17 protein-coding genes are annotated in these 23,211 nt (G+C 38.2%); 11 read left to right on the top strand and 6 right to left on the bottom strand.

All coding sequences use genetic code 11. The annotated features are described in order from the left end of the window. Positions 1–78: 78 nt before the first annotated feature. Complete coding sequence (locus Q4534_RS10105) at positions 79–975, bottom strand: YncE family protein (protein ID WP_303613047.1); 897 nt, start codon at positions 973–975, stop codon at positions 79–81. Between the two features lie 162 nt (positions 976–1,137). Between Q4534_RS10105 and Q4534_RS10100 the strand changes: the two genes are divergently transcribed. Together Q4534_RS10100 and Q4534_RS10095 are read left to right on the top strand one after the other, a co-directional pair. Continuing rightward, the gene (locus Q4534_RS10100) at positions 1,138–2,391 is read left to right on the top strand and encodes a dipeptidase (RefSeq protein WP_303613046.1); all 1,254 of its coding nucleotides are present in this window, start codon (positions 1,138–1,140) and stop codon (positions 2,389–2,391) included. Positions 2,392–2,543: 152 nt separating this feature from the next. Continuing rightward, positions 2,544–3,992 carry an aldehyde dehydrogenase (NADP(+)) gene (locus Q4534_RS10095; protein ID WP_303613045.1) on the top strand — a complete coding sequence of 483 codons (1,449 nt, stop codon included), beginning with the start codon at positions 2,544–2,546 and terminating at the stop codon, positions 3,990–3,992. 141 nt (positions 3,993–4,133) lie between these two features. Here the strand turns inward: Q4534_RS10095 and Q4534_RS10090 are convergent, their stop codons facing one another. Further along, positions 4,134–4,448 (bottom strand): DUF721 domain-containing protein, encoded by a 315-nt coding sequence (locus Q4534_RS10090; RefSeq protein ID WP_303613044.1) that lies wholly within the window; start codon positions 4,446–4,448, stop codon positions 4,134–4,136. Positions 4,449–4,471: 23 nt separating this feature from the next. Next, positions 4,472–5,596 carry a radical SAM family heme chaperone HemW gene (hemW, locus tag Q4534_RS10085; RefSeq protein ID WP_303613043.1) on the bottom strand — a complete coding sequence of 375 codons (1,125 nt, stop codon included), beginning with the start codon at positions 5,594–5,596 and terminating at the stop codon, positions 4,472–4,474. 288 nt (positions 5,597–5,884) lie between these two features. On the opposite strand from hemW, the gene Q4534_RS10080 reads away from it, so the two are divergent. The 9 genes from Q4534_RS10080 (at position 5,885) to gldN (ending at position 16,095) form a co-directional block, all read left to right on the top strand. Then, positions 5,885–6,799 carry an SMP-30/gluconolactonase/LRE family protein gene (locus Q4534_RS10080; RefSeq protein ID WP_303613042.1) on the top strand — a complete coding sequence of 305 codons (915 nt, stop codon included), beginning with the start codon at positions 5,885–5,887 and terminating at the stop codon, positions 6,797–6,799. 53 nt (positions 6,800–6,852) lie between these two features. After that, positions 6,853–8,529, top strand: coding sequence for a POTRA domain-containing protein (locus Q4534_RS10075; RefSeq protein ID WP_303613041.1), 1,677 nt, complete (start codon positions 6,853–6,855; stop codon positions 8,527–8,529). Beyond that, positions 8,529–9,641, top strand: a complete 1,113-nt coding sequence (locus Q4534_RS10070; protein ID WP_303613040.1) for a DUF4271 domain-containing protein — start codon at positions 8,529–8,531, stop codon at positions 9,639–9,641. The genes Q4534_RS10075 and Q4534_RS10070 overlap by 1 nt, the downstream gene beginning before the upstream one ends. Positions 9,642–9,657: 16 nt before the next feature. Continuing rightward, the gene (locus Q4534_RS10065; RefSeq protein ID WP_014019220.1) at positions 9,658–10,431 is read left to right on the top strand and encodes a uroporphyrinogen-III synthase; all 774 of its coding nucleotides are present in this window, start codon (positions 9,658–9,660) and stop codon (positions 10,429–10,431) included. Positions 10,432–10,508: 77 nt separating this feature from the next. Next, positions 10,509–11,483 (top strand): type IX secretion system membrane protein PorP/SprF, encoded by a 975-nt coding sequence (locus Q4534_RS10060; protein ID WP_303613039.1) that lies wholly within the window; start codon positions 10,509–10,511, stop codon positions 11,481–11,483. A gap of 114 nt (positions 11,484–11,597) precedes the next feature. Further along, entirely contained in the window at positions 11,598–12,692 is a 1,095-nt protein-coding gene (gene gldK / locus Q4534_RS10055) for a gliding motility lipoprotein GldK (protein WP_303613154.1), read from the top strand. Between the two features lie 63 nt (positions 12,693–12,755). Further along, the gene (gene gldL, locus Q4534_RS10050) at positions 12,756–13,568 is read left to right on the top strand and encodes a gliding motility protein GldL (RefSeq protein ID WP_303613038.1); all 813 of its coding nucleotides are present in this window, start codon (positions 12,756–12,758) and stop codon (positions 13,566–13,568) included. Between the two features lie 57 nt (positions 13,569–13,625). Continuing rightward, positions 13,626–15,227 carry a gliding motility protein GldM gene (gldM, locus tag Q4534_RS10045; RefSeq protein ID WP_303613037.1) on the top strand — a complete coding sequence of 534 codons (1,602 nt, stop codon included), beginning with the start codon at positions 13,626–13,628 and terminating at the stop codon, positions 15,225–15,227. A gap of 43 nt (positions 15,228–15,270) precedes the next feature. Next, positions 15,271–16,095, top strand: coding sequence for a gliding motility protein GldN (gene gldN, locus Q4534_RS10040; protein WP_303613036.1), 825 nt, complete (start codon positions 15,271–15,273; stop codon positions 16,093–16,095). Between the two features lie 53 nt (positions 16,096–16,148). Here the strand turns inward: gldN and uvrC are convergent, their stop codons facing one another. From uvrC to Q4534_RS10025, 3 genes are all read right to left on the bottom strand, one after another. Then, the gene (gene uvrC / locus Q4534_RS10035) at positions 16,149–17,945 is read right to left on the bottom strand and encodes an excinuclease ABC subunit UvrC (protein WP_303613153.1); all 1,797 of its coding nucleotides are present in this window, start codon (positions 17,943–17,945) and stop codon (positions 16,149–16,151) included. Positions 17,946–18,167: 222 nt separating this feature from the next. Continuing rightward, positions 18,168–20,477 carry a penicillin-binding protein 1A gene (locus Q4534_RS10030; RefSeq protein ID WP_303613035.1) on the bottom strand — a complete coding sequence of 770 codons (2,310 nt, stop codon included), beginning with the start codon at positions 20,475–20,477 and terminating at the stop codon, positions 18,168–18,170. Between the two features lie 8 nt (positions 20,478–20,485). Next, the gene (locus Q4534_RS10025) at positions 20,486–23,089 is read right to left on the bottom strand and encodes a tetratricopeptide repeat protein (protein ID WP_303613034.1); all 2,604 of its coding nucleotides are present in this window, start codon (positions 23,087–23,089) and stop codon (positions 20,486–20,488) included. Between the last annotated feature and the right edge of the window lie 122 nt (positions 23,090–23,211).

The raw sequence follows: 23,211 nt of genomic DNA, 5'->3' as shown, positions 1-23,211 counted from the left end.
AATCTGAAATATCATTCTATAATATAACGAATGCACCGGAATATTCATTCACTTTCATCAAAAACAATTGTTCAATCATTAGTAAGAAAGCTTATAAGCAACAACTTTATCCTTAAAAAAGGTTGGGACAATGACTAAATTGTCTGCAGGGATATAGCCTATGTCTGCTGTATTGGATTCCTCTGCAGTGGTATCGAGAAGTTTTACCGCCTCACCATCTTTGATAAGGTAAATCTCACCACCCCATTTACTAGCAATGAATGTGTTTTCATCCAAAACAATTAAACCGTCACCACCGGTAACCGTATTATTGAGGATCTCAAAACTTCCATCACTCTTGTACTTTTTGAACCCATCTGCATCAAGACCGTAAAGCGTGTTGCCATTTCCTATACGTAATCCATTAATATTAGGCTGGTTTTCTGCAAATGTTTTTATTTCACCATTTTCCAAATACAAGATCTTGTTGGCTTTCATATCGGTAAAATAAACTCGCTCACCGTCTGTGTCTGCATCGTTTAAGAATACTGCATTGTCCACTTCATAAGACTTGTTGATTTTACCTGTGGCCAACTCTATTTCTAATAGCCTGTCAACATCAGTTACATAAAGGTATTTGCCCATTACAGTCATTCCTTTAGGTGCATTTAAGCCACTGACCCAATTCCTTTCAATAATTTCTCCATTGGTATTCAACTTAGATATTGAACCTACACCATCTTTTTCAGCAGGTCCTCCTTCTATATTGGCCACATATATCATACCATCACTTTCTTCATAGTGGGCAGATTCATTGGTGGTAAGATCCGTAGAGGTTTCCCAAACCTTTTCCAAAGAGGCTGTAACTTCTTGTTCTACCACTTCTTCTTGACTTGTCTCTGTATTTTCAGTACTCGTGCTTTTAGAGCCACAGCTCGAAAAGATGAGTATACTTAAAACTAAACTGTAGATTAAAGATTTGTTAACTGGTTTCATTGTTGTGGTTTTTGGTTGAACTTCAAATTTCGATAATTTTTTGGTGAAAACTTAATGTTCATTAAAAAATGAACGTTTTTGTATTTAGTAAAAAGATCTTTGATTCTTACCTTTAGCTAATCTAGAGCAAAAATTATGCTATTAACCTTTATTCATCATTCTATGAAAACCTTGATTTCTTGTTTGTTTTATGTGCTATTGGTTATGACTGTATCCTGTACGTCTTCCAATACTTCATTAATAGATTATCAACAGCTTTCTGATGAAGAAAGGGGACAAGTCGCCAGAGAGATGGTACGGAATACCATCATTGTTGATGGACATGTAGATTTACCATATAGAATGCATCACCAAGGTTATAAGCCGGATGGAGACATTTTGAACGTATCGAGAAATACCAAATCGGGAGATTTTGATTATCCCCGATCCAAGGCGGGTGGACTAGATGCCCCTTTTATGTCAATTTATATTTCCACCAAGTATCAAGGTAGTGGAGAAGCCAAAATATTGGCTGACTCACTTATTCTTATGACTAAGAAAATAGCAGAAAACTGGCCTGAAAAATTTTCAATGGCCTATAGCCCGGCAGACATCCGCAGTAATTTTGAGGCCGGAAAGATATCCCTTCCCCTAGGTATGGAAAATGGAGCTCCACTTGAAGGAGAACTTCAAAACCTCGAGTACTTTTATGATCAGGGTATCCGTTACATTACCCTGACACATGGAAAGGATAATTTGATAGGGGACTCTTCTTATGACACAACCTATACCCATGGTGGGTTAAGCACTTTTGGTGTGGAGGTGGTCAAGAAAATGAACCAATTAGGGATAATGGTTGATATTTCTCATGTTTCTGATGATACATTCTATGATGTGATAGAAACTTCAAAAGTGCCTGTGATTGCTTCCCATTCATCTGCACGTCATTTTACACCCGGGTTTGAAAGAAATATGGATGATCAAATGATTTCCAAATTGGGTCAGAATGGCGGAATCATAATGATAAATTTTGGAGGTGACTTCATCGATGGTGCATTTGGGGACAACAATAGAAAAGTAAGAGAGCATATAGCGCACTGGCTGAAAGAAAACAATTATGAAAAGGATGACCTTGTGGCAATGGCATATATTGAAAAATATAACAATGAAAATGATGCTTATCCATCTGTTAGCCAAGTAGCTGATCACATAGATCATGTGCGGGATATTGTGGGGATTGATCATATAGGCTTCGGGTCAGATTTTGATGGGGTGGGGGACACCTTACCCACAGGACTCAAAGATGTGTCCATGTATCCCAATTTAATTGCTGAGCTATTAAAAAGAGGTTACACTAAGGAGGATATAGAGAAAATTTGCTACAAAAACATCTTCCGAGTATGGGATGAGGTGATCGATTATTCAAAGCAGCACTAATAAATATAAAATTATGAGTTCATTTCTCAGGTTTAGCCTAGTATTTGAATAAGTTGCTTGTATAACTAATAACTGTTAACTTCACTAACTGTAAAATTTTGTAAGATCCTTTGTATAGGTCTTTAAAAGAGAAAAAAAATAGAAAATAACATATGAGTAAGATCGCCAATAGTTTTCAAGAGGCTCAGCAAGCTTTTTTGATATTAAAGCAACAGAGTAACCGAGATAGGACCACATTTTTAGAAGAAATAGCCAATCAAATTGAGCTTTTGAAAGAAGAGCTTATCCCAATGGCTGCAAAAGAATCAAATCTTCCTGAAGGCCGGATTACCGGAGAACTTGGAAGGACAGTAGGGCAAATCAGGTTATTTGCCGGCTTGGTCAAAGAAGGGAGTTGGGTTGAGGCGGTCATTGATCATGAAGATTCTGAACGGAAACCGGTACCAAAACCGGATATTCGTAGGATGCTTAGGCCTTTAGGCCCCGTAGTGGTATTTGGGGCGAGTAATTTTCCATTGGCTTTTTCCACAGCCGGTGGAGATACCATCTCAGCCTTGGCCTCCGGTTGCCCTGTATTGTACAAGGCACATCCGGCTCATCCGGAAACGTCAAGGATGGTTGCCAAAGCCATTCAAACTGCTGTTGGTATTTGCCAAATGCCTGAAGGAACTTTTCAACATATAGAAGGAGGAATTGATACAGGACAGGAATTGGCGGCTCATCCCTTGGCCAAAGCTGTTGCTTTTACCGGATCATTCAAAGGTGGTAAAGCACTTTTTGATACCTGTAACAAAAGAGAAATCCCCATTCCTGTGTATGCCGAGATGGGCAGCGTGAACCCTATATTTGTGCTGGAGGCTTATTTAAGTGAAAACCTTGAATCAGCAGCGACTGCTTACGCCAACTCTTTGGTGTTAGGGGTCGGACAATTTTGCACCAACCCGGGGCTAATATTTGTACCAAAATCACATGAAGCAGCTTTTTCAAGCCAAGTAATAAGTCAGTTAAAGACAGTTGCCGGAGCACCGATGCTTCATGAAGGGATCTGTAAGACTTATCATGAGGCATTAAAAAACCTCGCTATTTCAGAAAAACTTGAATGGCTACTAACAACAGAAGCCAATCAGTTGCTTATAGGGAATCCTTCCCTTGCAAAAGTTAAGGCGAGTGATTGGTTAAATGAAGAAGCCTTTCAGGAGGAGGTTTTTGGTCCATTTGCCATAATGGTTGTTTATGATTCAATAGCAGAGTTAGAGGAAGTAGCTGTACAATTAAAAGGTCAGCTTACATGTACCGTATGGGGAACTTCCACTGAGCTTTCAGGAAATAAAACTTTTCTCAATTTATTGGAAGAACGGTGCGGTCGCTTGTTATTCAAAGGGGTGCCAACCGGGGTAGAGGTGGGACATGCCATGCAGCATGGTGGACCTTATCCTTCCACCACAGATAGCAGAAGTACCTCCGTAGGAAGTTTTGCCATCAAGCGTTTTGCAAGGCCAATTGCTTACCAAGACACGCCGGAAGTATTGCTGCTTGAGGAACTAAAAGACGAAAACCCACTACAAATACTAAGAAAGGTTGATGGTGAATACCTTAGATAATATTTAATTAATCCAGCCTATTTTTTAGGAGAAACCCGAAGGCCTGGTAATTGATGATTTAGCTGATTTGCAAATCCTGTTTGATTTGTGAATCAGCTTTTTTTGGCTTTTTAAGTCCATGTGAAAAGCGTATTTAATAACCTATAAAATGACCAAGTCTTTGATGACACCTTTGCCATATTTGTCTTCGATTAAGGTCAGAACCTTTGATTTATTCATCATCATTTCTTTTTTCAAAGGACCGGAGGTGATCTTCACATAGAGGATTTTTTGCTTTACCGATAAGCTCTGTGTTCGAGAGGCTACGGTTTTACCCATCAATTGGCCCCATTCCTGAATCACTGTTTTTTCTGAAAATTTATCCTTAAGTCGGTAGGCATCCAACAGTTCTTCAAACACTTCTTTCAGTGGGGTAGTGCTTCTTCTTCTGGTTGAATCAGGTGAATATCTTTTCATAAAATAAAGATAGTGGGAATAGGTTAAATAAATAATTTTGAAGCAATGTAATCTGCTAGAAGTTTTCCTTTATCTGTAAGGGTAATGCATTCTCCTTTAATTTGTAGCACCCCCTGTTCTTGGAAAGTTTTGATCTCCTTAGCTTTTTTAATAAAGAGCTCATAATTAAGGTGATTTTTTAACCAGAGCGCATTGATGCCCCACATGGTACGCAGAGAAGTGAGGATATATTCGTTGATCCTGTCTTCAGGAGATAGAAAGTCTTCTTGAAAGGGGGATTCACCATTTTTGAGAAGTTTGATGTATTTCCCATTATGACTAAGGTTATGTCCTCTATGCTCACCATCATAAGAATGGGCTCCCGGACCTAGCCCTAGGTAAGGTGTGCCTTTCCAGTAATTGCTATTGTGTAGAGAAAAAGCATTCTCTTTGGCAAAATTTGAAATTTCATATTGAATATAACCCGCCTGATTTAGGGTTTTTTGTAAGATTTCGAATTGTTCCGCCTGAAAGTCTTCAGAAGCCTCCTTAAACTCCCCTTTCTTTTCCCATACTCCAAGGGCGGTTTTAGGTTCCACTGTGAGACAGTAACTACTGATGTGGTCAGGTTCCTGTTCCAGAGTAGTAGCCAAATCCTTTTCCCAAAGGCCATGGTCTTTGGACGGGAAACCGTAAATGAGATCCATGGAGAGAGTTTTGAAACCGGCCCGTCTTGCTTTTTTAATGATTTCCAGGGATTCTTTGGCATTATGGGACCTGTTGTAAAATTGTAAGACCGAATCATGAAAGCTCTGTATGCCTATGCTTAACCTGTCAATTCCCAATGCAAGCATTTCAGTTAAACTGTGCTCATCCAAATCGTCAGGATTCGCTTCTAGGGTAGCTTCCTGAATCTTACAATCAAAATTGTCTAAAATGGTGTCCCAAATTTTTTTCAATTGAGGGATAGACAAAATGGATGGCGTTCCTCCTCCAAAGTAAATGGTTTCAATAGGTCCTTTGTTGTTTAGGTAATTTTTTCTTTGGGTCAACTCCAAACAAATCATGTCTACCATTTCGCTTTGATTTGACCGATTGGTGCTAAAGTGGAAATCACAATAGGTACATGCTTGCAAACAAAAAGGGATATGAATGTATATGCCCGACATAAAACAGGGTTAGATAATAAGTAATGATTGCCTTTGCAGTCCGGTACACATTGTAGAGCAATGCTTGGCCTTGAGGCTTAAAATGCGCTTTTTAATAAATGGAAGCGTGTTGTTGTAATTTTTGTTTTGTAATTCGGGTTCAAAAACGGATTGCTTTTGCTGATTATTCACTTAGAACTCTGTAGCAAAGGTAAAGATAAATGGGCTTTGGTTTTAGTTTTTGGTGATAATTGCCTTATTTTTGTAACGCTCAGAAAAAAAGAACCCTAACCATTACCTTTAATGAATATGAATCGAATATTTCCGTTGATTTGCTTAATTACTTTTGTTTTGTCAAGCCAGGTTTCCGCACAGATGGATGTTAAAAAAAGTCTGGTTGGAAAAAATGTTGAATTAGTTAAAGTGGCTGATGGGTTCGGATTTACAGAGGGACCTGCAGTAGATCGTGAAGGGAATGTGTTTTTTACGGACCAACCTAATAATAAAATTTACCAATGGAAATTCGGTACCGGAGAAATACTTGAATTTACTGATGAGTCTGGGAGAGCCAATGGCATGTACTTCAATAGAGAAGGAGAACTGCTGGCATGTGCTGATATGGATAATCAGCTTTGGTCTTTTGACAAAGAAGGAAATACCAAAGTCTTGATCGAGAATTTCAAAGGAAAAAAATTAAATGGTCCTAACGATTTGTGGATTAACCCCAACCCTAAGGGAGGGATTTATATTACCGACCCTCTGTACGAGAGGAAGTATTGGGATAGAGATCCGGCATCTCAGCAAGGAGGCAATCACTTGTATTACTTAGGTAAAGATGGGCTACAGTTTTTTAGAGTGGATGAAAACCTTGTCAAGCCAAATGGGATTGTGGGAACCTATGATGGTAAAAAGTTGTATGTTGCAGATATAGGCGCGAAAAAAACCTATGTGTATGACATTGAGGAGGATGGTTACCTGACCAATAGACAAGTATTTGTTGAGATGGGCTCAGACGGGATGACCATTGACAATAGAGGCAATGTTTACCTTACAGGTGATGGAGTCACTATATTTAATAGCAAGGGGGATAAAATTGGGCATATACCGGTTGATGAAAAATGGACAGCTAATGTTTGTTTTGGGGCAGGTGATAGAAAAACGCTATTTATCACTGCTTCTGAAGCGGTATATACCCTCCAGATGAAGGTGAGGGGTGTTTGGTAAAACGTACCTTCTATATTTTTTTTGCTGTTTGCTCATTTGCTTTTTTCAAGGGAATGGCCCAAGATACAGCCTATAGGCTTAATATAAATCTCCTTCGAGAAGGGAAGGAGATCAAGCAAATGAACCAATCCTTTGTTGATAGTGTGCAAATGCTTAGCTATACAGGGGCTATAGTGGATTCTTTGCAACGAGAAGGATACTTTTATCCGAAAGCCAACATAGACTTGAAGGAAGGAGGCGATATTCAGCTATCCATAGAGATAGGTGTACAGACCCGATGGTTGGCATTGGGTAATGGAAACTTAGAGCCTTGGTTATTAAGGGAGCTTAATTCCCCTTTTCATTTGACAGGAGGCAGGCCTTTTAGTTTTGAGGATTGGCAAAAGCTGATGCACGATTTGCTAGAAATAGGTCAAAACAATGGTTACCCATTTATGGCTGTAAAACTTGACAGTATACAGCAAAATGAAAATGGGATATCGGCGATAATTGGTATGGACAAAGGGCCATTTATAAGCTTTGACACAATAAAAATTACCGGGAATTCTAAAACAAAGCCGATTTATTTAGCGAAAAAACTAGGCATAAGACCCGGTGAGCCCTTTTCCCAGAAGAAAGTAGAGGACGCCACCAAAGCGCTTAAAAATATCCCTTATATCAGTATTGTGGGAAACGCTGAGCTGTCTTTTCAGAATGAGCAAGCGACTGTTTACTTACCTGTCAATGATCGGAAAATTAATACCTTAGACGGCATTATTGGCCTGTTGCCGAATGAGATTGAAGCCAACAAATGGTTGGTGACCGGGCAATTTGATTTGCAGTTGTATAATGTAGCCGGCAGGGGAAGAGATTACGCTCTCAACTGGCAACGATTGAGTCAGTATTCGCAGAATTTAAATGTAGAGGCAAAAGAGCCTTTTGTATTGGGTACTAATTTGGATTTAAGCGCCTCATTTAATTTGCTTAAAGAAGACACCACTTTCTTAAATCGGGCTTTTTCACTAAATATTGGTTATCAATTAAGCCCTACAGCTTATTTAAGTTTTTTTGGAAAAAGACAAGCAGGGGATTTATTGGCTGTGAGTGCCTATGAAAATGCCACCAAGCTGCCAGAAATTGCCGACTTTAGGTACAATAGTTATGGGGCAACATTTGCAATCCATAGCGTAGATGATATAATAATGCCCAAGCAAGGCTGGCAATCTACCACCACTTTCGGCTTAGGTAATAAGCGATTGCTGGAGAATACCGGAATTTCGCCTGAATTGTACCAAGGGATAGAGAAAACCTCTCTGCAATATTTTATTCAAACCAATGCTGCCTACTATTACAGGTGGAGGCAAAATTTAGGGTTAAAGCTTGGGTTTAATGCCGGGGATATGGACAATTCCAACCTGTTATTGAATGACTTGTTTCGGCTAGGAGGTTTACAGACCATTAGGGGTTTTAATGAGAATTATTTTTACAGTAATCGATACCTCTATATCAATGTAGAACCCAGGTTCTATTTTGGTACCTATTCTTATTTTTTGTTGTTCACAGACTTTGGGAAAGTTGAAAATAAAGTAGAAAATGCTCCACAGGAATGGCCCTTTTCTTTTGGTGGAGGATTAAACTTGGAAACTAGCGGTGGTATATTTAAATTCGTGTACGCAATGGGCCAGGCCGGTAGTCAGCCTTTAGGTTTCAATTATTCTAGAATTCATTTTGGTTTTACAGGTCGTTTTTAATGAGGTGGTTTGGTCGTTTATTCGTGTTTCAGGGACTGTTTTTATTGGTATTGTCTGGCTTACCTTTCCATTCGATCGCCCAGGTTTTGGTGAATTATGATTCGGCTCTCCATGAAAATGTGTCAGAGGGTTGGTTCAAACACAATGAATCAATAGCTGTACAAGTGGATGCCAATCAATTTCAGGATGCCTCATGGCAAATTCGTTTACCGGAAGGTAGCAGCTTGTTTTTCAATGAAGCTTTGTGGGATCATTATTTGCATGATACCTTATTGGTCATCAATAATAAATCAGTGCTTCCCTATCTGGACGATGAGGGGAAATTGGAGGTTATTGCATTTAAGCCCGGGATTTCTCCGGAAGAATTTTCTGTGCAAAAAGGGTATTTTAATAATTCAGTTGAAAAAATAGAAACAGCCAATGTTTTAGAAAAACGCAAAAAAGATGAAATCAGAGACTTTTTCTTCATTGCCTTGATTGCCGTACTTTTTCTTATAGCCATTTTCAGGGCATTTTTCCCTTCCATTTTTGGTATTTTCTGGAACCCTAAAAGTGTATTTTCTATTGAAGACATCTGGGAGTCAGGAAGTTTTTCAAAAATTTATTCAGCAGAGTTATTGTTTTACCTGGTATTGATTAACATGAGTACAGGGCTTTTGGTAATTCTGGTGGTACATGGTTTAGAGATCGATTTCTTTGGGCTGGGACTCGATAGTGGTATTGAAAAATTAGTCTTTGCTTGGCTTATCTTTTCACTGTTATTGACCATCATCACATTTTTTAAATTTATTTGGCTGGGAACTGGAGCTTTCTTATTTAGCCTTAATAAAATAGCTTTCCCACATTTTTTCTACCTATTAAAAGTTAGAGGCTTTGCACTTTTCATCATCATAGGTATGCTGGTGCTGGTGTATGCGAACAATTGGGTTTCTTTGTATGAGCATTTCTCTTATATGTATTATACTTTTTTCCTAATATATTCTTTGGGATTAATTGGCTTGGCAATATGGTTGTATAAAAAGAATGGATTTAATAATTATCATTTATTTTCTTACCTTTGCACCTCGGAATTGATCCCATTTTTGGTTATTTGTAAATTACTCCTAGGATAAAGGAAAAAAAATAAAAATGACGCAAGCAACAAAAAACAGACTAAATCGAGTTAGGAGCATCTTGGTTTCACAACCTAAACCTTCCGATAAGCGGTCCCCTTATTTTCAGTTAACTGAAAAATACAAGATCAAAATTGACTTTAGGCCTTTTATAGAGGTGCAGCCGGTTTCAATAAAAGATTTCAGGAAGCAAAAGATTGAAATTTTAAAACATACTGCAGTCATCTTCACGAGTAGGAATGCGATAGATCATTTTTTCGGAATATGTCAGGAGTTAAAAATTGAGATGCCTGCAGACATGAAGTATTTCTGTATTTCAGAGCAAACAGCTCATTATCTTCAGAAATACATTGTGATCCGGAAAAGAAAATTGTTCGTAGGTACAAGAACTGCTGCAGATCTATTTGATTTCTTTAAGAAACATAAATCAGAGAAATATTTATTTCCATGTTCTGATATTAGGAAAGACGATATTCCTGAATTTTTGAGCAAAAACAATATAGATTTCACTGAGGCCATCATCTACCATACTGTGGCTGCAGATTTATCGGATCTTAAGGATATTAAATATGATATTTTAGCATTTTATAGCCCTTCAGGTATCAAATCATTGTTTCAGAATTTTCCGGATTTTGAACAAGGGAAAACCAGAATTGCGGCATTTGGGCCTACCACGGCGCAGGCGGTAAAGGATATGAACCTAATTATGGACATAGAAGCCCCCTTACCTAATGCCCCAAGTATGACCGGTGCTTTAGAGCTTTATATAAAAAAAGCGAATAAAATCTGATTTCTTTTAATCTTTTTACTGGTAAATTCAGTTTAATTGTGTAGAATAGATTTCGAAAAGCAAAACATCTTTTACGCATGAATAAAAGAATTTACCTGTTAACTTGTGTGATGATCGGCATGGCTTTTTTTCTGGAACTTCCGGAAGCCAGTGCTCAGCAGGATGCGCAGTTTACGCATTACATGAACAACGGCATGTTTTATAATGCCGCTTTTGCAGGTAGAGAAGAAGGATATTCTATAACAGCACTTCATAGAAGTCAATGGTTAAATTATAGTACGAGCTCAGGAGCAGGAGGAGCGCCTACTACCCAGTTAATCTCCTTTTCGGGGAGGTTAAAAAGCTTGCCGGTGGGTTTTGGGCTGGTTGTAGTAAATGATCAAATTGGCCCTTTTAGTAACCAAGAGTTTAACCTATCTTTGGCTTATAGATTGAAGTTGGGCAGGGGAAATTTAAGGGTTGGTGCCTCAGGTGGATTTTTTTCTAGCACAATAAGGTTTGATGAATTTTCTCCCGTTAACCCTGATCCGAGTATCCCATCTGCAGGTGATGAAAACCAAATGAAGCCTCAAGCTTCTTTTGGACTATTATACGAGCAAGGAAATTTTTATTTGGGATTAAGTAGCAGGCATCTAAATGAGCCTGCTTTTGATTTTGGTAGTGGTAGTTTAGCCAATCAGCTTGAAAATCATAATTATTTGATGGCTGGTTACAAAATAAACACTTTTGCCCAGTTTAGTGTTGAACCTAGTATGTTGGTTAAATCCGTTGGTTTGAATAATTTTTCGTATGACTTTAGCGTTATAGGCACATATAATAAAAAAATAAGTCTAGGAATGGCTTATAGATTAGAAGAATCGGCATCAGTTTTGGTAGGGTATAGTTTGTTAAAGGACAACTCCCTAAGATTGGGGTATGCATTTGACTTGGTAGTGGGTGGTGTTCAGGCAAAAAAGCCATCATCCCATGAGTTTATGTTAACCTATAATATACCTCAGGTATCGAAACAATTTGACAGAATTATTCAAAGGACTCCGAGATATAGGTTTTAACTTTAAGAATTTTATTGAAGAAATCTTTGCTATTTTCTAATAAAATCTGTTAAATTTCGAATTAGTTGATTGTTTAAATGGTTGAAAATGAATGTAGTTACTTTATTGTCATTTATGTTAAAAAAAATGAATCATAGCTTTTTGACCCTGATATCAGGGTTGTTAATAATGACACTACTTCAAAGTTGTGGCCTTTTTGGAAATAAGGGTACAGCTAGTGAAAAGCTCAATAGAAGAGGTGAGGTAACGGGTGTACCTAAAAGATCCGGATGGCAGCAATCCCTGCCATTTGAAATGGTTCCAATCAAAGCCGGTACGTTCTGGATGGGGCAAGCAGATGAAGACATAGGAGTGAGCAGATCTTCTACCAATAAACAAGTGACTATCTCTGAGTTTTTTATGGACAAGTATGAAGTGTCCAATAACAAATACAGACAGTTTCTCGATGCGGTGAGAATGGGTGAATTGGCATTAGGCACTCCTACTACACAAGCAAATCCTCCGGAATTTGTTTTGGAAGAACTGTTGCCTGATACCACAATATGGTCCCAAAGTTTCACACATCACTATGGAGATCCCCTGATGGAATATTATTTTGATCACCCGGCTTTTGATGATTATCCTGTAGTAGGTGTAAGTTGGGATCAGGCAAAGCAATTTTGTGAATGGAAGTCGTACCATATGAATGCCAATGACGACTCAGAATTTGACATGCCTAAATTCCGTTTGCCTTTAGAGGCAGAATGGGAATACGCTTCAAAAGGAGGTAAAGATATCGCAAAATATCCTTGGGGTGGTCCGTACCTTAAAAATAGAAGAGGTTGTTTAATGGCTAACTTTAAGCCTGGAAGAGGGAACTATATAGATGATGGTTTTGCATATACGGCTCCTGTGGATGCCTTTGCACCCAATGGATATGGACTTTATAATATGGCAGGAAATGTGGCTGAGTGGGTAGAAGATGCTTATTATCCTGCTGCAAATTCGTTGATTTGGGATATGAACCCTACATATATTGATTCTACAGAAAGCAGAAAAGTAGTGAGAGGTGGATCATGGAAAGATGTAGGGTATTTTTTAGAAACTAGTTCAAGAAATTATGAATACCAATTTGTTCAGACAGCTCATATTGGATTTAGAACTTCGATGACTTATATTGGAAGATCTGGTTCCATGAATGTAAATTCAAACAAAAGGAGCCGTCGATAATTACTAATACTCACTTAAAATCAAATACTAGCAAACCGTTTAAAATTTTTATTTTTACTTAATATGTCTACAAAAAACAACACTTTCGCTTATAAATTCTACGGATCAATAATGCCTAAAATTTATGGTATTGGTGCCGCAATTGTAATTCTTGGTGCGATGTTCAAAATTTTGGACTGGCGTTTTTCTTCAATAATGATTGGTGTTGGTTTGTCAACCGAAGCACTTATATTTTTTCTTTCTGCATTCGAACCTAAAAATGAAGAATTAGACTGGACAAAAGTATATCCTGAATTGGAAGGTGAAAACGCCGGAGCTACCCCGGTAAGAAGAGGAGGGACTGCTGTACAAAGCACTGATCAAACTTCCCAGAAATTGGATGAAATGTTAGCTAAAGCAAAAATAGGCCCTGAGTTAATCGAAAGTCTAGGAAAAGGCATGCAAAACTTGGCTAGTTCAACAGAGAAATTAGGCAAGCTTTCGGATGCGGCGGTTGCTACAAATGATTACGCTGAAAATGTGAAAAAAGCATCTAAATCCATGCTCGAAATCAATGAGTCCTACACCAAAACGGCAAGTGCTTTGGCTGAAATGTCATCTGCATCTGAGGGAGCAAAGGCTTACAGAGACCAATTAGTAAATGTTACCAAAAGCCTCGCTTCTTTAAACAATGTTTATGAAGAAGAATTGAAAGATTCTAACATGCATGCCAAGACGATCAGTAAATTCTATTCTAATGTAAGTGTAGCCATGGAAGGAATTCAAGAAGCAGGAAAAGAGACAGAAACATTTAAAAATGAGTTGGCAAAACTCAACAAAAATGTGAAATCCCTCAACAATGTTTATGGTGGTATGCTAACAGCCATGAAAGGTTAATAACACATAATTCCAATCAAATTTTTATTTATATATATTCATAAAGTAAAATAGCTTATGGCGGGTGGTAAAGAAACACCAAGACAGCGGATGATCGGGATGATGTACTTAGTATTGACCGCTCTGCTGGCTTTACAAGTAAGTAACCAAATCCTACAAAAATTTGTATTGATCAACGATGGGTTGGAAAGAACTTCTAAAAATTATGTTCAGAAAAACCTGTTTTCTGTAAATATTATTTCTACTACGGTAGAACAACAAGGTAATAACAAAGTTGATATTCCTAAGGTGGAAGCAGCCAAAGAAATTCGTCAAAAGAGTGCGGAATTGGTAAGTTACCTTGAGGATGCAAAGACGAAATTGATTGAAGAATCCAATGCCATTGATGATCAAGGCAACTATAAATCTTCAGCGCTTAAAAATGTAGACATTCCGGGTAATTTGTTCAATAATAATCGTCTGGGATACGACATGCAGGAGAAACTGAATGACTTTCCGGAAGAGCTTGAACAAATATTGGCCGGATTGAATATCAATATGTCCTTTGAAAGAATAGCAAAGAATGCTGACGAGATAGACCTTTTTAAAAATGATGTTGATGTAAATTTTAAGGATTATGTAAACTTAAATTATGTCAAATCTCCTATTGGTGCTGTTTTAGCTATTATTAGCCAGCATCAAAATGAGGTGTTGAATATCGAAAGTGAAGCCTTAACAGCGATTACCAATTCATTGGGCTCCTTTATCTTTGAAGCAGATAAGTTGAAAGCAAGAATTGCGGCCAATTCAAATGTTGTGGCTGCAGGGACTACTTTTGAGGCTGAAATGTTTTTGGCATCTTCTTCCTCATCCACCGAGTTAAAAATGACTGCAGATGGACGAGAAATTCCTGTAGAGGAAGGCTTTGGTCAAATTAAATTTCCGGTAGCTCCGGCATCTAATTATGATGATAGAGGCTTGGCAGCAAGATCTCTTAAAGGTGAGATTACCGTCCCTATTGGTGGAGAAGATAGTGTTTTCACTATAGATTATGATTATTTCGTAGCCCAACCGGTGATCAAAGTAAGCTCTGAAGTGGTGAATCAGTTGTATGCTGAATGTGCCAATGATTTGGTTATTGAGGTTCCTGCTTTGGGCAATACTTATGCACCTAACTTCTCTGTATCAGGTGGGCAAGCTGTCAAAGGTTCAAGACCTTCGGATGTTACTATTATTCCGGGAGCTTCAGGAAAGGTAGTTATAGGTGTATCTAGTGGAGGCAATAAAATCGGGTCAGTTGATTATGATATTAAACCTGTTCCGGAACCTTCAATAATGCCTTACAATGGTGATAGAAAAATAGATCTGCAGAATTCAACACCTGTCAATGGCTTGTTAAATTTGCAGATTAGAGCAGTTCCTGAACCAACATTTGGTAGGACAATGCCAAGAGATGCCAACTTTGAAGTTTCAGCCGGTGAAGTAAGGCTTGTTCGAAACGACGTGCCTAGGGAAAGTGTATCCATTTCAGGACAAAATGTAGCGGTAAGGAATTTGCTTGCTCAAGCACAATCTGGAGATCGTTTGGTGGTAATTGTTAAGGAAGTGACAAGAACCAATTTTAGAGGTACCAAAATTAAAAGTGCTGTGAACGAAGTATTCCCAATTCCGATAAAATAATATTTGGGCAAGTGAATCGTTCTTTATTTAAATGAAAGAAATCATGAAAGAATTAAGGAAAGTAATTGGGCTACTGGCAATAGGCATTATTGCATGTTGTTTCTCTGCATTGCCGGGATTTTCCCAAAATATCCCTAATTCCGGTAATCCTGGAATGAATGTAGGTGATGGTGGTTTTGATACAGATACTGTTTATTCTGCACATCCGATTAGGGATTCTGATAAAATGTACCAAATCGGTGTGTGGAGAAGAATTGATCTTCGGGAGAAATACAACCTGCCGTTTTATGGAACAGGTGGCCTTAAAAGAGATGGAGTCATGATGAATATTTACAATGCGGTGGTAGACAATTCCATCGAAGTATTCGCTGATGAAGAGTTTAGAGAGCCACTTTCCATTACTGATTTTCAAACTAGATTTTGGACAGCAGAAAATGGGGATTCAATATTTGTAAAGGATTTGTATTACCTTGACTTTAGAGAAGACTTTGTTTTTGACAAACATCGCTCTGAGGTAAGGTTTGATATCAAATATCTTGAATTGGTAATGCCTAATGAAACCAATTATGGGGTTGGGCAAAAGACCATTGCCTTCATTAGGTATAAGGATTTCTACAATTATTTTGATACCAAGGAACATGGAGAGTGGACCAATTTCAAAAATATATCGAAAAACTTACCTTATAATCAGGCATTCGATATGAGGCTTTTTCGATCTGTTGTTAGGAAATATACCAACCCGGAAAATGAGTTAATTGTAGATATGATTGATTCAAATAATCCCAATCAGGAACTTCAAGCTTATTTAAAATCAGTTGAATTTGAGTATGAACTTCTAGAGTGGGAAAACAACCTTTGGGAATGGTAAAATAAAATCATTGTCGCAAAAAAAAGAGAGCAGGTACAGCAATGTGCCTGCTCTTAATTTTTGTGCATGGCCTCCCATACTCTCTGGCCTTTGTCTTTGCCTATGGTGGATATTATTTCCTCTTTAGAGGCAGCCTCAATTTTTTTATAGGACTTGAATTCTTTCAACAACTTATGCGCAGTTAGATCCCCAATTCCTTCAATGGCCAATAGCTTACTGTTCAAAGCCCCTTTGCTTCTAAGGTCACGATGAAAGGTGATGGCAAAGCGGTGGGCTTCATCTCTGATTCTTTGAATTAATCGCAAAGATTCAGACTTTTTATCGATGTAAATTGGGTATTGATCACCCGGGAAGTAAATTTCTTCCAAACGCTTTGCAATACCTATGATGGGGACCTTCCCATAAAGCTCCAGATCTCTCAAAGCAGATACAGCGGAAGATAACTGACCTTTACCTCCATCTATCACAATCAACTTAGGCAAAGGCTTTCCTTCAGTAACTAACCTTTTATACCTTCTGAAGACTACCTCTTCCATACTGGCAAAGTCATCCGGCCCTACCACCGTTTTAATGTGATAGTGACGGTATTCTTTCTTTGCCGGTTTACCATTTAAAAAGCACACCATGCTGGCCACAGGGTTTGTTCCCTGAATATTGGAATTATCAAAGCACTCAATGTGAGTAGGTAATTCGTTTAAGGAAAGGTCTTTTTTCAGTTGAAGGATAACCCTATTTTTCTTGTCCTTACCTTCATCCGCAAAAGACAGCTTTTCTTTTTTATAATAGAGCGCATTCTTTAAACTTAATTCTATAAGTTTTCTCTTGTCTCCTATTTTAGGTAAAACCAGAGACAATCCCTCCGGACTCTCTTTAAATTCTTGGTTCACCAAAACCTCTTTTGCATCACTTTGAAACTGATCCCTTAACCTTATGATAGCGGTTAATAATAACTCTTCATCCGGCTCGTCCAATTTCTTTTTTAACACAACCGTTTTGCTTAAGGTAATGGCTCCATTTTTTATCCTTAGGTAGTTTACAAATGCAAACTTTTCCTCGCTTACAATGGTAAAAACATCCAGGCTGTCAGTGTTTGGATTAATGACAAGAGATTTGGCTTGGTAATTTATTAATGAGTCAAGTTTTTCCTTAAACCCTTGCGCTGCTTCATAATTCATTTCAGCAGCACTTTCTGTCATTTTCTCCTTAAAATAGGTTTTTGCTATTCCCAGATTGCCTTTTAAAATGTTTTTTGCTTGTTCAATGTCTGCCAGGTAATCCTTTTCTTTTTGTAAGCCTTCACATGGGCCCTTGCAATTTCCTAAATGGTATTCCAAGCAAACTTTGTATTTGGCGTTGCTGATTTTTTCAGGGGAAAGATCTAGCCTACATGTTCTCAGTGTAAATAATGAGTGAATAAGCTCTAATACATTGTTCATGGCCTTCACGCTTGCAAAGGGTCCAAAATAAGTACCCTTGGAGGGTATCACTCTTCTGGTAGCAAATATCCTTGGGAAAGGCTCGTTGGTAAGGAGGAGGTAAGGGTAGGTCTTATCATCCTTTAGAAGGATATTGTATTTGGGTTGGGTTTTTTTGATCAAATTGTTTTCTAACAATAATGCATCAAATTCAGAATTAACGATGGTGATTTCAATCTTTCTGATTTCCCTCACCATTTTTCTGGTTTTTTGGTTGATGCCTACACTTTTGCTAAAATAGCTACCAACTCTTTTTTTGAGGTTTTTAGCTTTTCCCACATAGATGAGCTTGTCCTCCGCATTGTAATACCTGTAAACCCCGGGTAAATCAGGCAATTGATTGTGGTTTTCCGGTAAATATGAAGGGGAAAGCATGTCCATAAAGACAGTGGAATTATTATTTGATCTCTTAAAATATGTTTGGAGGTAATCAAATATTCAATTTGTTACTCATTTGAGTTACCCTTTATGTAGCAAGCATCAGGTAATGAATAATTGAAATTTTTTCATTACCTGATACCTCTATTCTACAATTAATCCTATATCTATTTGCTGTACGCAAAAAATAAATGCTCAAAATTTTATCAGGAGTATAACCTAGAAATCTGTTGATGTTGCATCATAGTCAAACTCTTGATATTCCTCCGTTTCAAGATCATATTTTGAGCAATCAATTTCTATGCTAATAGGTCTTTCCGGTTTAGGAAATGGACCTTTGGTGATGCCTAGGCTTGTGTCTTCATATACCTTGCTCATGTATTTTGACCAAATAGGCCGAGCAGTTCTTGAACCTTGGCCATTTATCCAGCTTCTGAAATGTATGGCTCTGTCATCTCCACCTACCCATACGCCACTGACCAAGTCTTTTGTTATCCCCATGTACCATCCATCGGAGGCGTTTTGAGTCGTACCTGTTTTCCCACCTATTTCGTTGCCTTCATCCCTTATGCTCCATGGTAGGCCTTGGCTTGTACCTCCTTCTTCCTCGGTTCCACCTCTTAGCATATAAACCATAATATAGGCATGTTCTTCGCTCATTGCCGGTCTTTTTCTAGGGATAAATTGGTGCAGTACGTTGCCATTTTTGTCCTCTATTCTATCAATATAAATTGGGGTGATGTGCTCCCCCTTGTTGACAAAAGTACTGAAGGCTCCCACCATTTCCATGATGGATACATCTACAGTCCCTAGAGCCAAGGCAGGTACTGCCTCAAGTTCACTCGTGATACCAATTCTTTTAGCAGTTTCTACCACTACTTCAGGACTTAGCTTTTTCATCATATAAGCCGTAATTGAGTTGACCGACTGAGACATGGCAGACCTGATGGTCATTCTTTCATAAGTAAATTTACCATCTGCATTATTTGGCCTCCAAGTGGGCTGATCGGGCACATTGATTTCGACCGGCTGATCAATCACGGTGTAGCAAGGTCCATAGCCGTTTTCTATGGCTGCTGCATACACAAAAGGTTTGAAAGTAGAACCGGGTTGTCTTTTTCCTTGTTTGACGTGGTCATACTTAAAATGAGAATGGTTCGTACCGCCAACCCAAGCCTTGATGTGGCCTGAGTGTGGGTCCATGGATACAAAACCGGTTTGAAGAAATTTCTTATAGTACCTCATGGAATCCATGGTACTCATTAATGTATCTATATTTCCTTCATAAGAAAAGACCTTCATTTTTTTCTTTTCATTGAGTTTGTATTCAATGCTGTCCGTGTTGTCTCCATATCTAGCTTTCAGGTTTCGATAAGCCTGAGTTCTTTTGACAGCATTTTCAATAAAGTTTGGAATTACCCTTCGACGACTATCAATCCAAGGGTCACGATCACCCATTTCTTCTTCAAATTTCTTCTGAAGTTCCGACATATGTTCATGAACAGATTCTTCTGCATATTTCTGCAGTCTACTGTCAATTGTGGTGTAAATCTTCAGGCCATCCCCAAAAAGGTCATAGTTGTTTCCATCCGGCTGTAGATTTTCCTTGGTCCATTGGAGTAAATCTGCTTTGACTACTTCTCTGAAATAGGTGGCCAAACCTTCATTATGACTTTCTACTTGGTATTCCAACGCCATAGGCGTTGCGCTTAAAGAGTCAAATTGAGATTGGGAGATTAAATCTACTTTCTTCATTTGAGCCATTACCGTATTCCGCCTTCGTGTTGAATTTTCTGCATTATATACAGGGCTATAATAGGAAGGGGCTTTTAGCAAACCTACCAAAGTAGCGGATTCCAATATATTCAGGTCTCTTGTGTCTTTATTGAAAAATGTCTTTGCAGCAGTTTTAATACCGAATGCATTGCTACCAAAGTCTGAAGTGTTCAGGTACATGGTCAAAATCTCATCTTTTGTATAGGCACTTTCTAACTTTGTAGCCACAATCCACTCTTTGGTTTTGATGATGACCATACCCAGTATTGGTACTTTACTTAAAAGTCCCTGAGAATCTCCGGAACGTGTTTTAAATAGGTTTTTGGCTGTTTGCTGACTGAGGGTACTTCCTCCTCCGGCATTTTTTTGCATCAAAAGGATGGATTTTACAAATACCCTACCCAATGCTCTGGGGTCTATCCCTGAATGGTCTTCAAACCTTACATCCTCAGTGGCGATTAATGCATTGATAATATTTGGAGAAAGCTCATTGTAAGTTACCGGAGTTCTGTTTTCTCTAAAGTATTTACCCAATAAGACCCCATCAGCAGAGTATAGTTCAGATGCCAATTCACTATCGGGGTTTTCTAGTGATTCGAATTCGGGCATTTCTCCAAATAAACCTAAGAAATTTGCGTTTACGGATACTACAAACAAGACAAATCCTGCCAATCCTAAAATGAAAGCAAGCCACATGTACCTGATTATTTTAACGTAAAGAGGCTTGGAATTTTTATTTTTTACTTTACTCATACTGGATGTCAATAAGCTTTCTCATAGAAAGACCTGTATTCCTCAATGTCTTTCCTTTTGTTGAGTTGTTGGAAATTACCAATTGAAATTACAAAACTACTATTTTTTATTTCCTCAGTTAAGGATTCATTATTAAAACTATTTAAAAAGGCTTCTTTATAGCCTAAAGATTTTTCTGCACTAGAAAAAGGACTAATGATTAATATACTTGTGTCCTTTCCAAGTGAAATGGTGCCAGTTCTCAACCTCTGATTGGCGAAATTGGCATTGTGAAAACTCTCTAGGGAAGCGGTCAAATCATTGGCGTTCTCAGCCAATGTTGCATTCATTGGTAAAATAAAAATATGGGTCTGATTTAGGCCTTCTTTGTAAGGTGAAGCTGCTGCAGGAGGCTCAGGTTTCACCACTGAAATGTCAGAGGGGAGCTCATTTTCATCAGGCTCTTCAGAGTTTTCAACGGCCACCTCTTCGCTTTCTTCACTAACTGCATTTAACAATTTCTCAGCAAAGGCCAAGAGCTCTTCTTCCTTGGTTTGCTGTAAATATGTTTGAAGTCTACTTTTATAAATTTCCAATGATTCTAATTGACCGGTGATCATAATATCCAATAACAATAATCGATCCGTATTTTTTGTCAATGGGAATTCATCGAGTGTTTTTCTGACAATTTCTTTAGCCTCTTCATAGGCTCTGTCTTGAAAAAGACGATAGGCAACTTTATAATTTTCCCCAGAAGCCAGGTTTGCTTGGGAGCCAGAGACTTTATCGGGATTGTTTAAGGATTTGGTAAATTGGGAATTTGGGAATTCTTGATTCAATAATTGAGCATATTTATCCGCATTATTGTTCAAATCTTGATTGGCTAAGAATAAGGTATAATAGGCTTCAGGCTTTTTTAATGTTTCCGGATACTTTTTTATTAAGGCCTCTAAGTATTCAATTGATTTTTCAGATTGTTTGAGGTCAAAATAGAGTAACTTCCCTAGGTTGAAGTAAGCCTCTTCCATTTGGTTTACCATTTTTTCTCTTGCGTCAGGGCTATTGGGGATCTGGCTCAATAGGGAGGATTTGTCAGGAAGTTTTGCTGTGATGGTAGCTGAGCTGTTTTCTTCTGTATCCTCCATCGGCTCTTCGACATCGATATTATTCTCAATTGAATTGGCAGCCTCTTGGAACCCCCTGTCACTACTTCTCCAATTGTCTGACAATGGCCTGTTGCCCCAAATTTGGGTGAACTCCAACGCTCCTCTTTGAATAGCTACTGGATTGTCCCAATAAAATGAAGCTCCAGAACCTCCGCCCCCTCCAAAGGCAAGCAAGTTTTCAAATATCCCTTGGGACTTATTTTCTTCGGCCATTTTCGCCTCATTAATCAATCTTTCTTCCTCCAATGCCAGAAAATCATCAACATACTTCTCTTGTTCTTCAGTACTGAGCTGGCTTAGCCGAATCAGGCTGTCATTATAGGTGAGCAATTCATAATTGGTGGCATATTGATCAAAGATGACTTTACGGGCGGCAAGGATACCATGATTTTTATCCGTCTCCTTAAACTTAGATAGGGCACTGTCCAGATAATATTTTGTTTTCAGAAAATCCTCTTTTTCATTGAGGTAAACATTCGAGAGTTCTTCGTAAATATATCCTTTCTGACGTTCATTTTCCCCTTGTTCTTTTGCCGCTAAGGTGTAGAGCCTGATAGCTTCCTCCAAATTGCCCTGTTTTTTTTCAAACCGTCCTTTTTCAAATAGAATAACATCCCTAAAATCGATGTTTTTATTGTCTTTGTAAAGATCGTCATAGTATTCCCGAACTCGTTTTAGATCTTTGCTTCGTTCTAATTCTGCAACTTGTTGGGAATAGAGCTGGGCAAAAAATGTTCTTTCATAATTTGGACTTCCGGAAAGTGCTTTTTGATAGTATTCATAGGCAAAAGCATCTAAACCTGACTTTTGATACAGTTGGGCCAAGATAAAATTTATCCTAGAAGCCTCTGAATTGCTGGACGTGTATTCAAGGGATTTAAATAAAGAAGGTGCCATCAAATCCATTTCTCCACGGGCCTCATAATAATAAGCCAATGTTTTGTATAAGTATTGCTTATTTTCATCGGAGATGTTTTCTTCTTTTGAAAGAAAATCTATGACAAAGCTCGCATCTTCATATTGACCATGGTCGATAAATGACCTTAGCAGTTGTATCAACGCGATATGTCTTACATCATCCTGAGAGCTATTGACATTGAGGAATTTAAAAGTGTTTTGAGCCTCCTCATGTTTGCCTTTATAATAGTCGACTTTACCAATAAGGAAATAGGATGGGTCTACCCATTTGCTTATTTTATGCCAATCTACGGCTTTGGAGGCCATTTCTCGAGCCTCCTTCAAAAGGTCTTCTTTGGCTGAAATAGTACTGCTATCAATTGGATAAAATACGGGCAACACTTGAGAGAAATCCTCTTGGTGTTCATTTTCTATTTCTTTTTCTAATTCTAAGATTTTCTCTTTGGCGTAATAATAGGCATTGAATCTCGCCGTTGTGTTATGGTACAACCGATTTGTAAAGGTGTCTTTTTGCGAAGAGCAAGAAGATAACCAATTCACGCTTATCATTAATAAGAAAAATAAAATGACCCTTTGCAATGTATTTGAGTTTGAATTCTTGTCCAAATTAGTTCTTTTGGAATAAATATTTAAACGAAAGGAATTAAATTCTATTTTTGTAAAAAATAAAT

This window comes from Cyclobacterium sp. 1_MG-2023, assembly GCF_030546805.1.
In the GTDB taxonomy this organism is placed as follows: domain Bacteria; phylum Bacteroidota; class Bacteroidia; order Cytophagales; family Cyclobacteriaceae; genus Cyclobacterium.
Note: the sequence above shows the minus strand (reverse complement) of the source record. Positions and strands in the feature narration are given on the sequence as shown.

Bases quoted from the DNA above. Each gene is read 5' to 3' on its own strand.
- Q4534_RS10105 (WP_303613047.1), bottom strand. From the start codon at position 975: ATGAAACCAGTTAACAAATCTTTAATCTACAGTTTAGTTTTAAGTATA.
- Q4534_RS10100 (WP_303613046.1), top strand. From the start codon at position 1,138: ATGAAAACCTTGATTTCTTGTTTGTTTTATGTGCTATTGGTTATGACT.
- Q4534_RS10095 (WP_303613045.1), top strand. From the start codon at position 2,544: ATGAGTAAGATCGCCAATAGTTTTCAAGAGGCTCAGCAAGCTTTTTTG.
- Q4534_RS10090 (WP_303613044.1), bottom strand. From the start codon at position 4,448: ATGAAAAGATATTCACCTGATTCAACCAGAAGAAGAAGCACTACCCCA.
- hemW (WP_303613043.1), bottom strand. From the start codon at position 5,596: ATGTCGGGCATATACATTCATATCCCTTTTTGTTTGCAAGCATGTACC.
- Q4534_RS10080 (WP_303613042.1), top strand. From the start codon at position 5,885: ATGAATCGAATATTTCCGTTGATTTGCTTAATTACTTTTGTTTTGTCA.
- Q4534_RS10075 (WP_303613041.1), top strand. From the start codon at position 6,853: ATGGCCCAAGATACAGCCTATAGGCTTAATATAAATCTCCTTCGAGAA.
- Q4534_RS10070 (WP_303613040.1), top strand. From the start codon at position 8,529: ATGAGGTGGTTTGGTCGTTTATTCGTGTTTCAGGGACTGTTTTTATTG.
- Q4534_RS10065 (WP_014019220.1), top strand. From the start codon at position 9,658: ATGACGCAAGCAACAAAAAACAGACTAAATCGAGTTAGGAGCATCTTG.
- Q4534_RS10060 (WP_303613039.1), top strand. From the start codon at position 10,509: ATGAATAAAAGAATTTACCTGTTAACTTGTGTGATGATCGGCATGGCT.
- gldK (WP_303613154.1), top strand. From the start codon at position 11,598: ATGTTAAAAAAAATGAATCATAGCTTTTTGACCCTGATATCAGGGTTG.
- gldL (WP_303613038.1), top strand. From the start codon at position 12,756: ATGTCTACAAAAAACAACACTTTCGCTTATAAATTCTACGGATCAATA.
- gldM (WP_303613037.1), top strand. From the start codon at position 13,626: ATGGCGGGTGGTAAAGAAACACCAAGACAGCGGATGATCGGGATGATG.
- gldN (WP_303613036.1), top strand. From the start codon at position 15,271: ATGAAAGAATTAAGGAAAGTAATTGGGCTACTGGCAATAGGCATTATT.
- uvrC (WP_303613153.1), bottom strand. From the start codon at position 17,945: ATGCTTTCCCCTTCATATTTACCGGAAAACCACAATCAATTGCCTGAT.
- Q4534_RS10030 (WP_303613035.1), bottom strand. From the start codon at position 20,477: ATGAGTAAAGTAAAAAATAAAAATTCCAAGCCTCTTTACGTTAAAATA.
- Q4534_RS10025 (WP_303613034.1), bottom strand. From the start codon at position 23,089: ATGATAAGCGTGAATTGGTTATCTTCTTGCTCTTCGCAAAAAGACACC.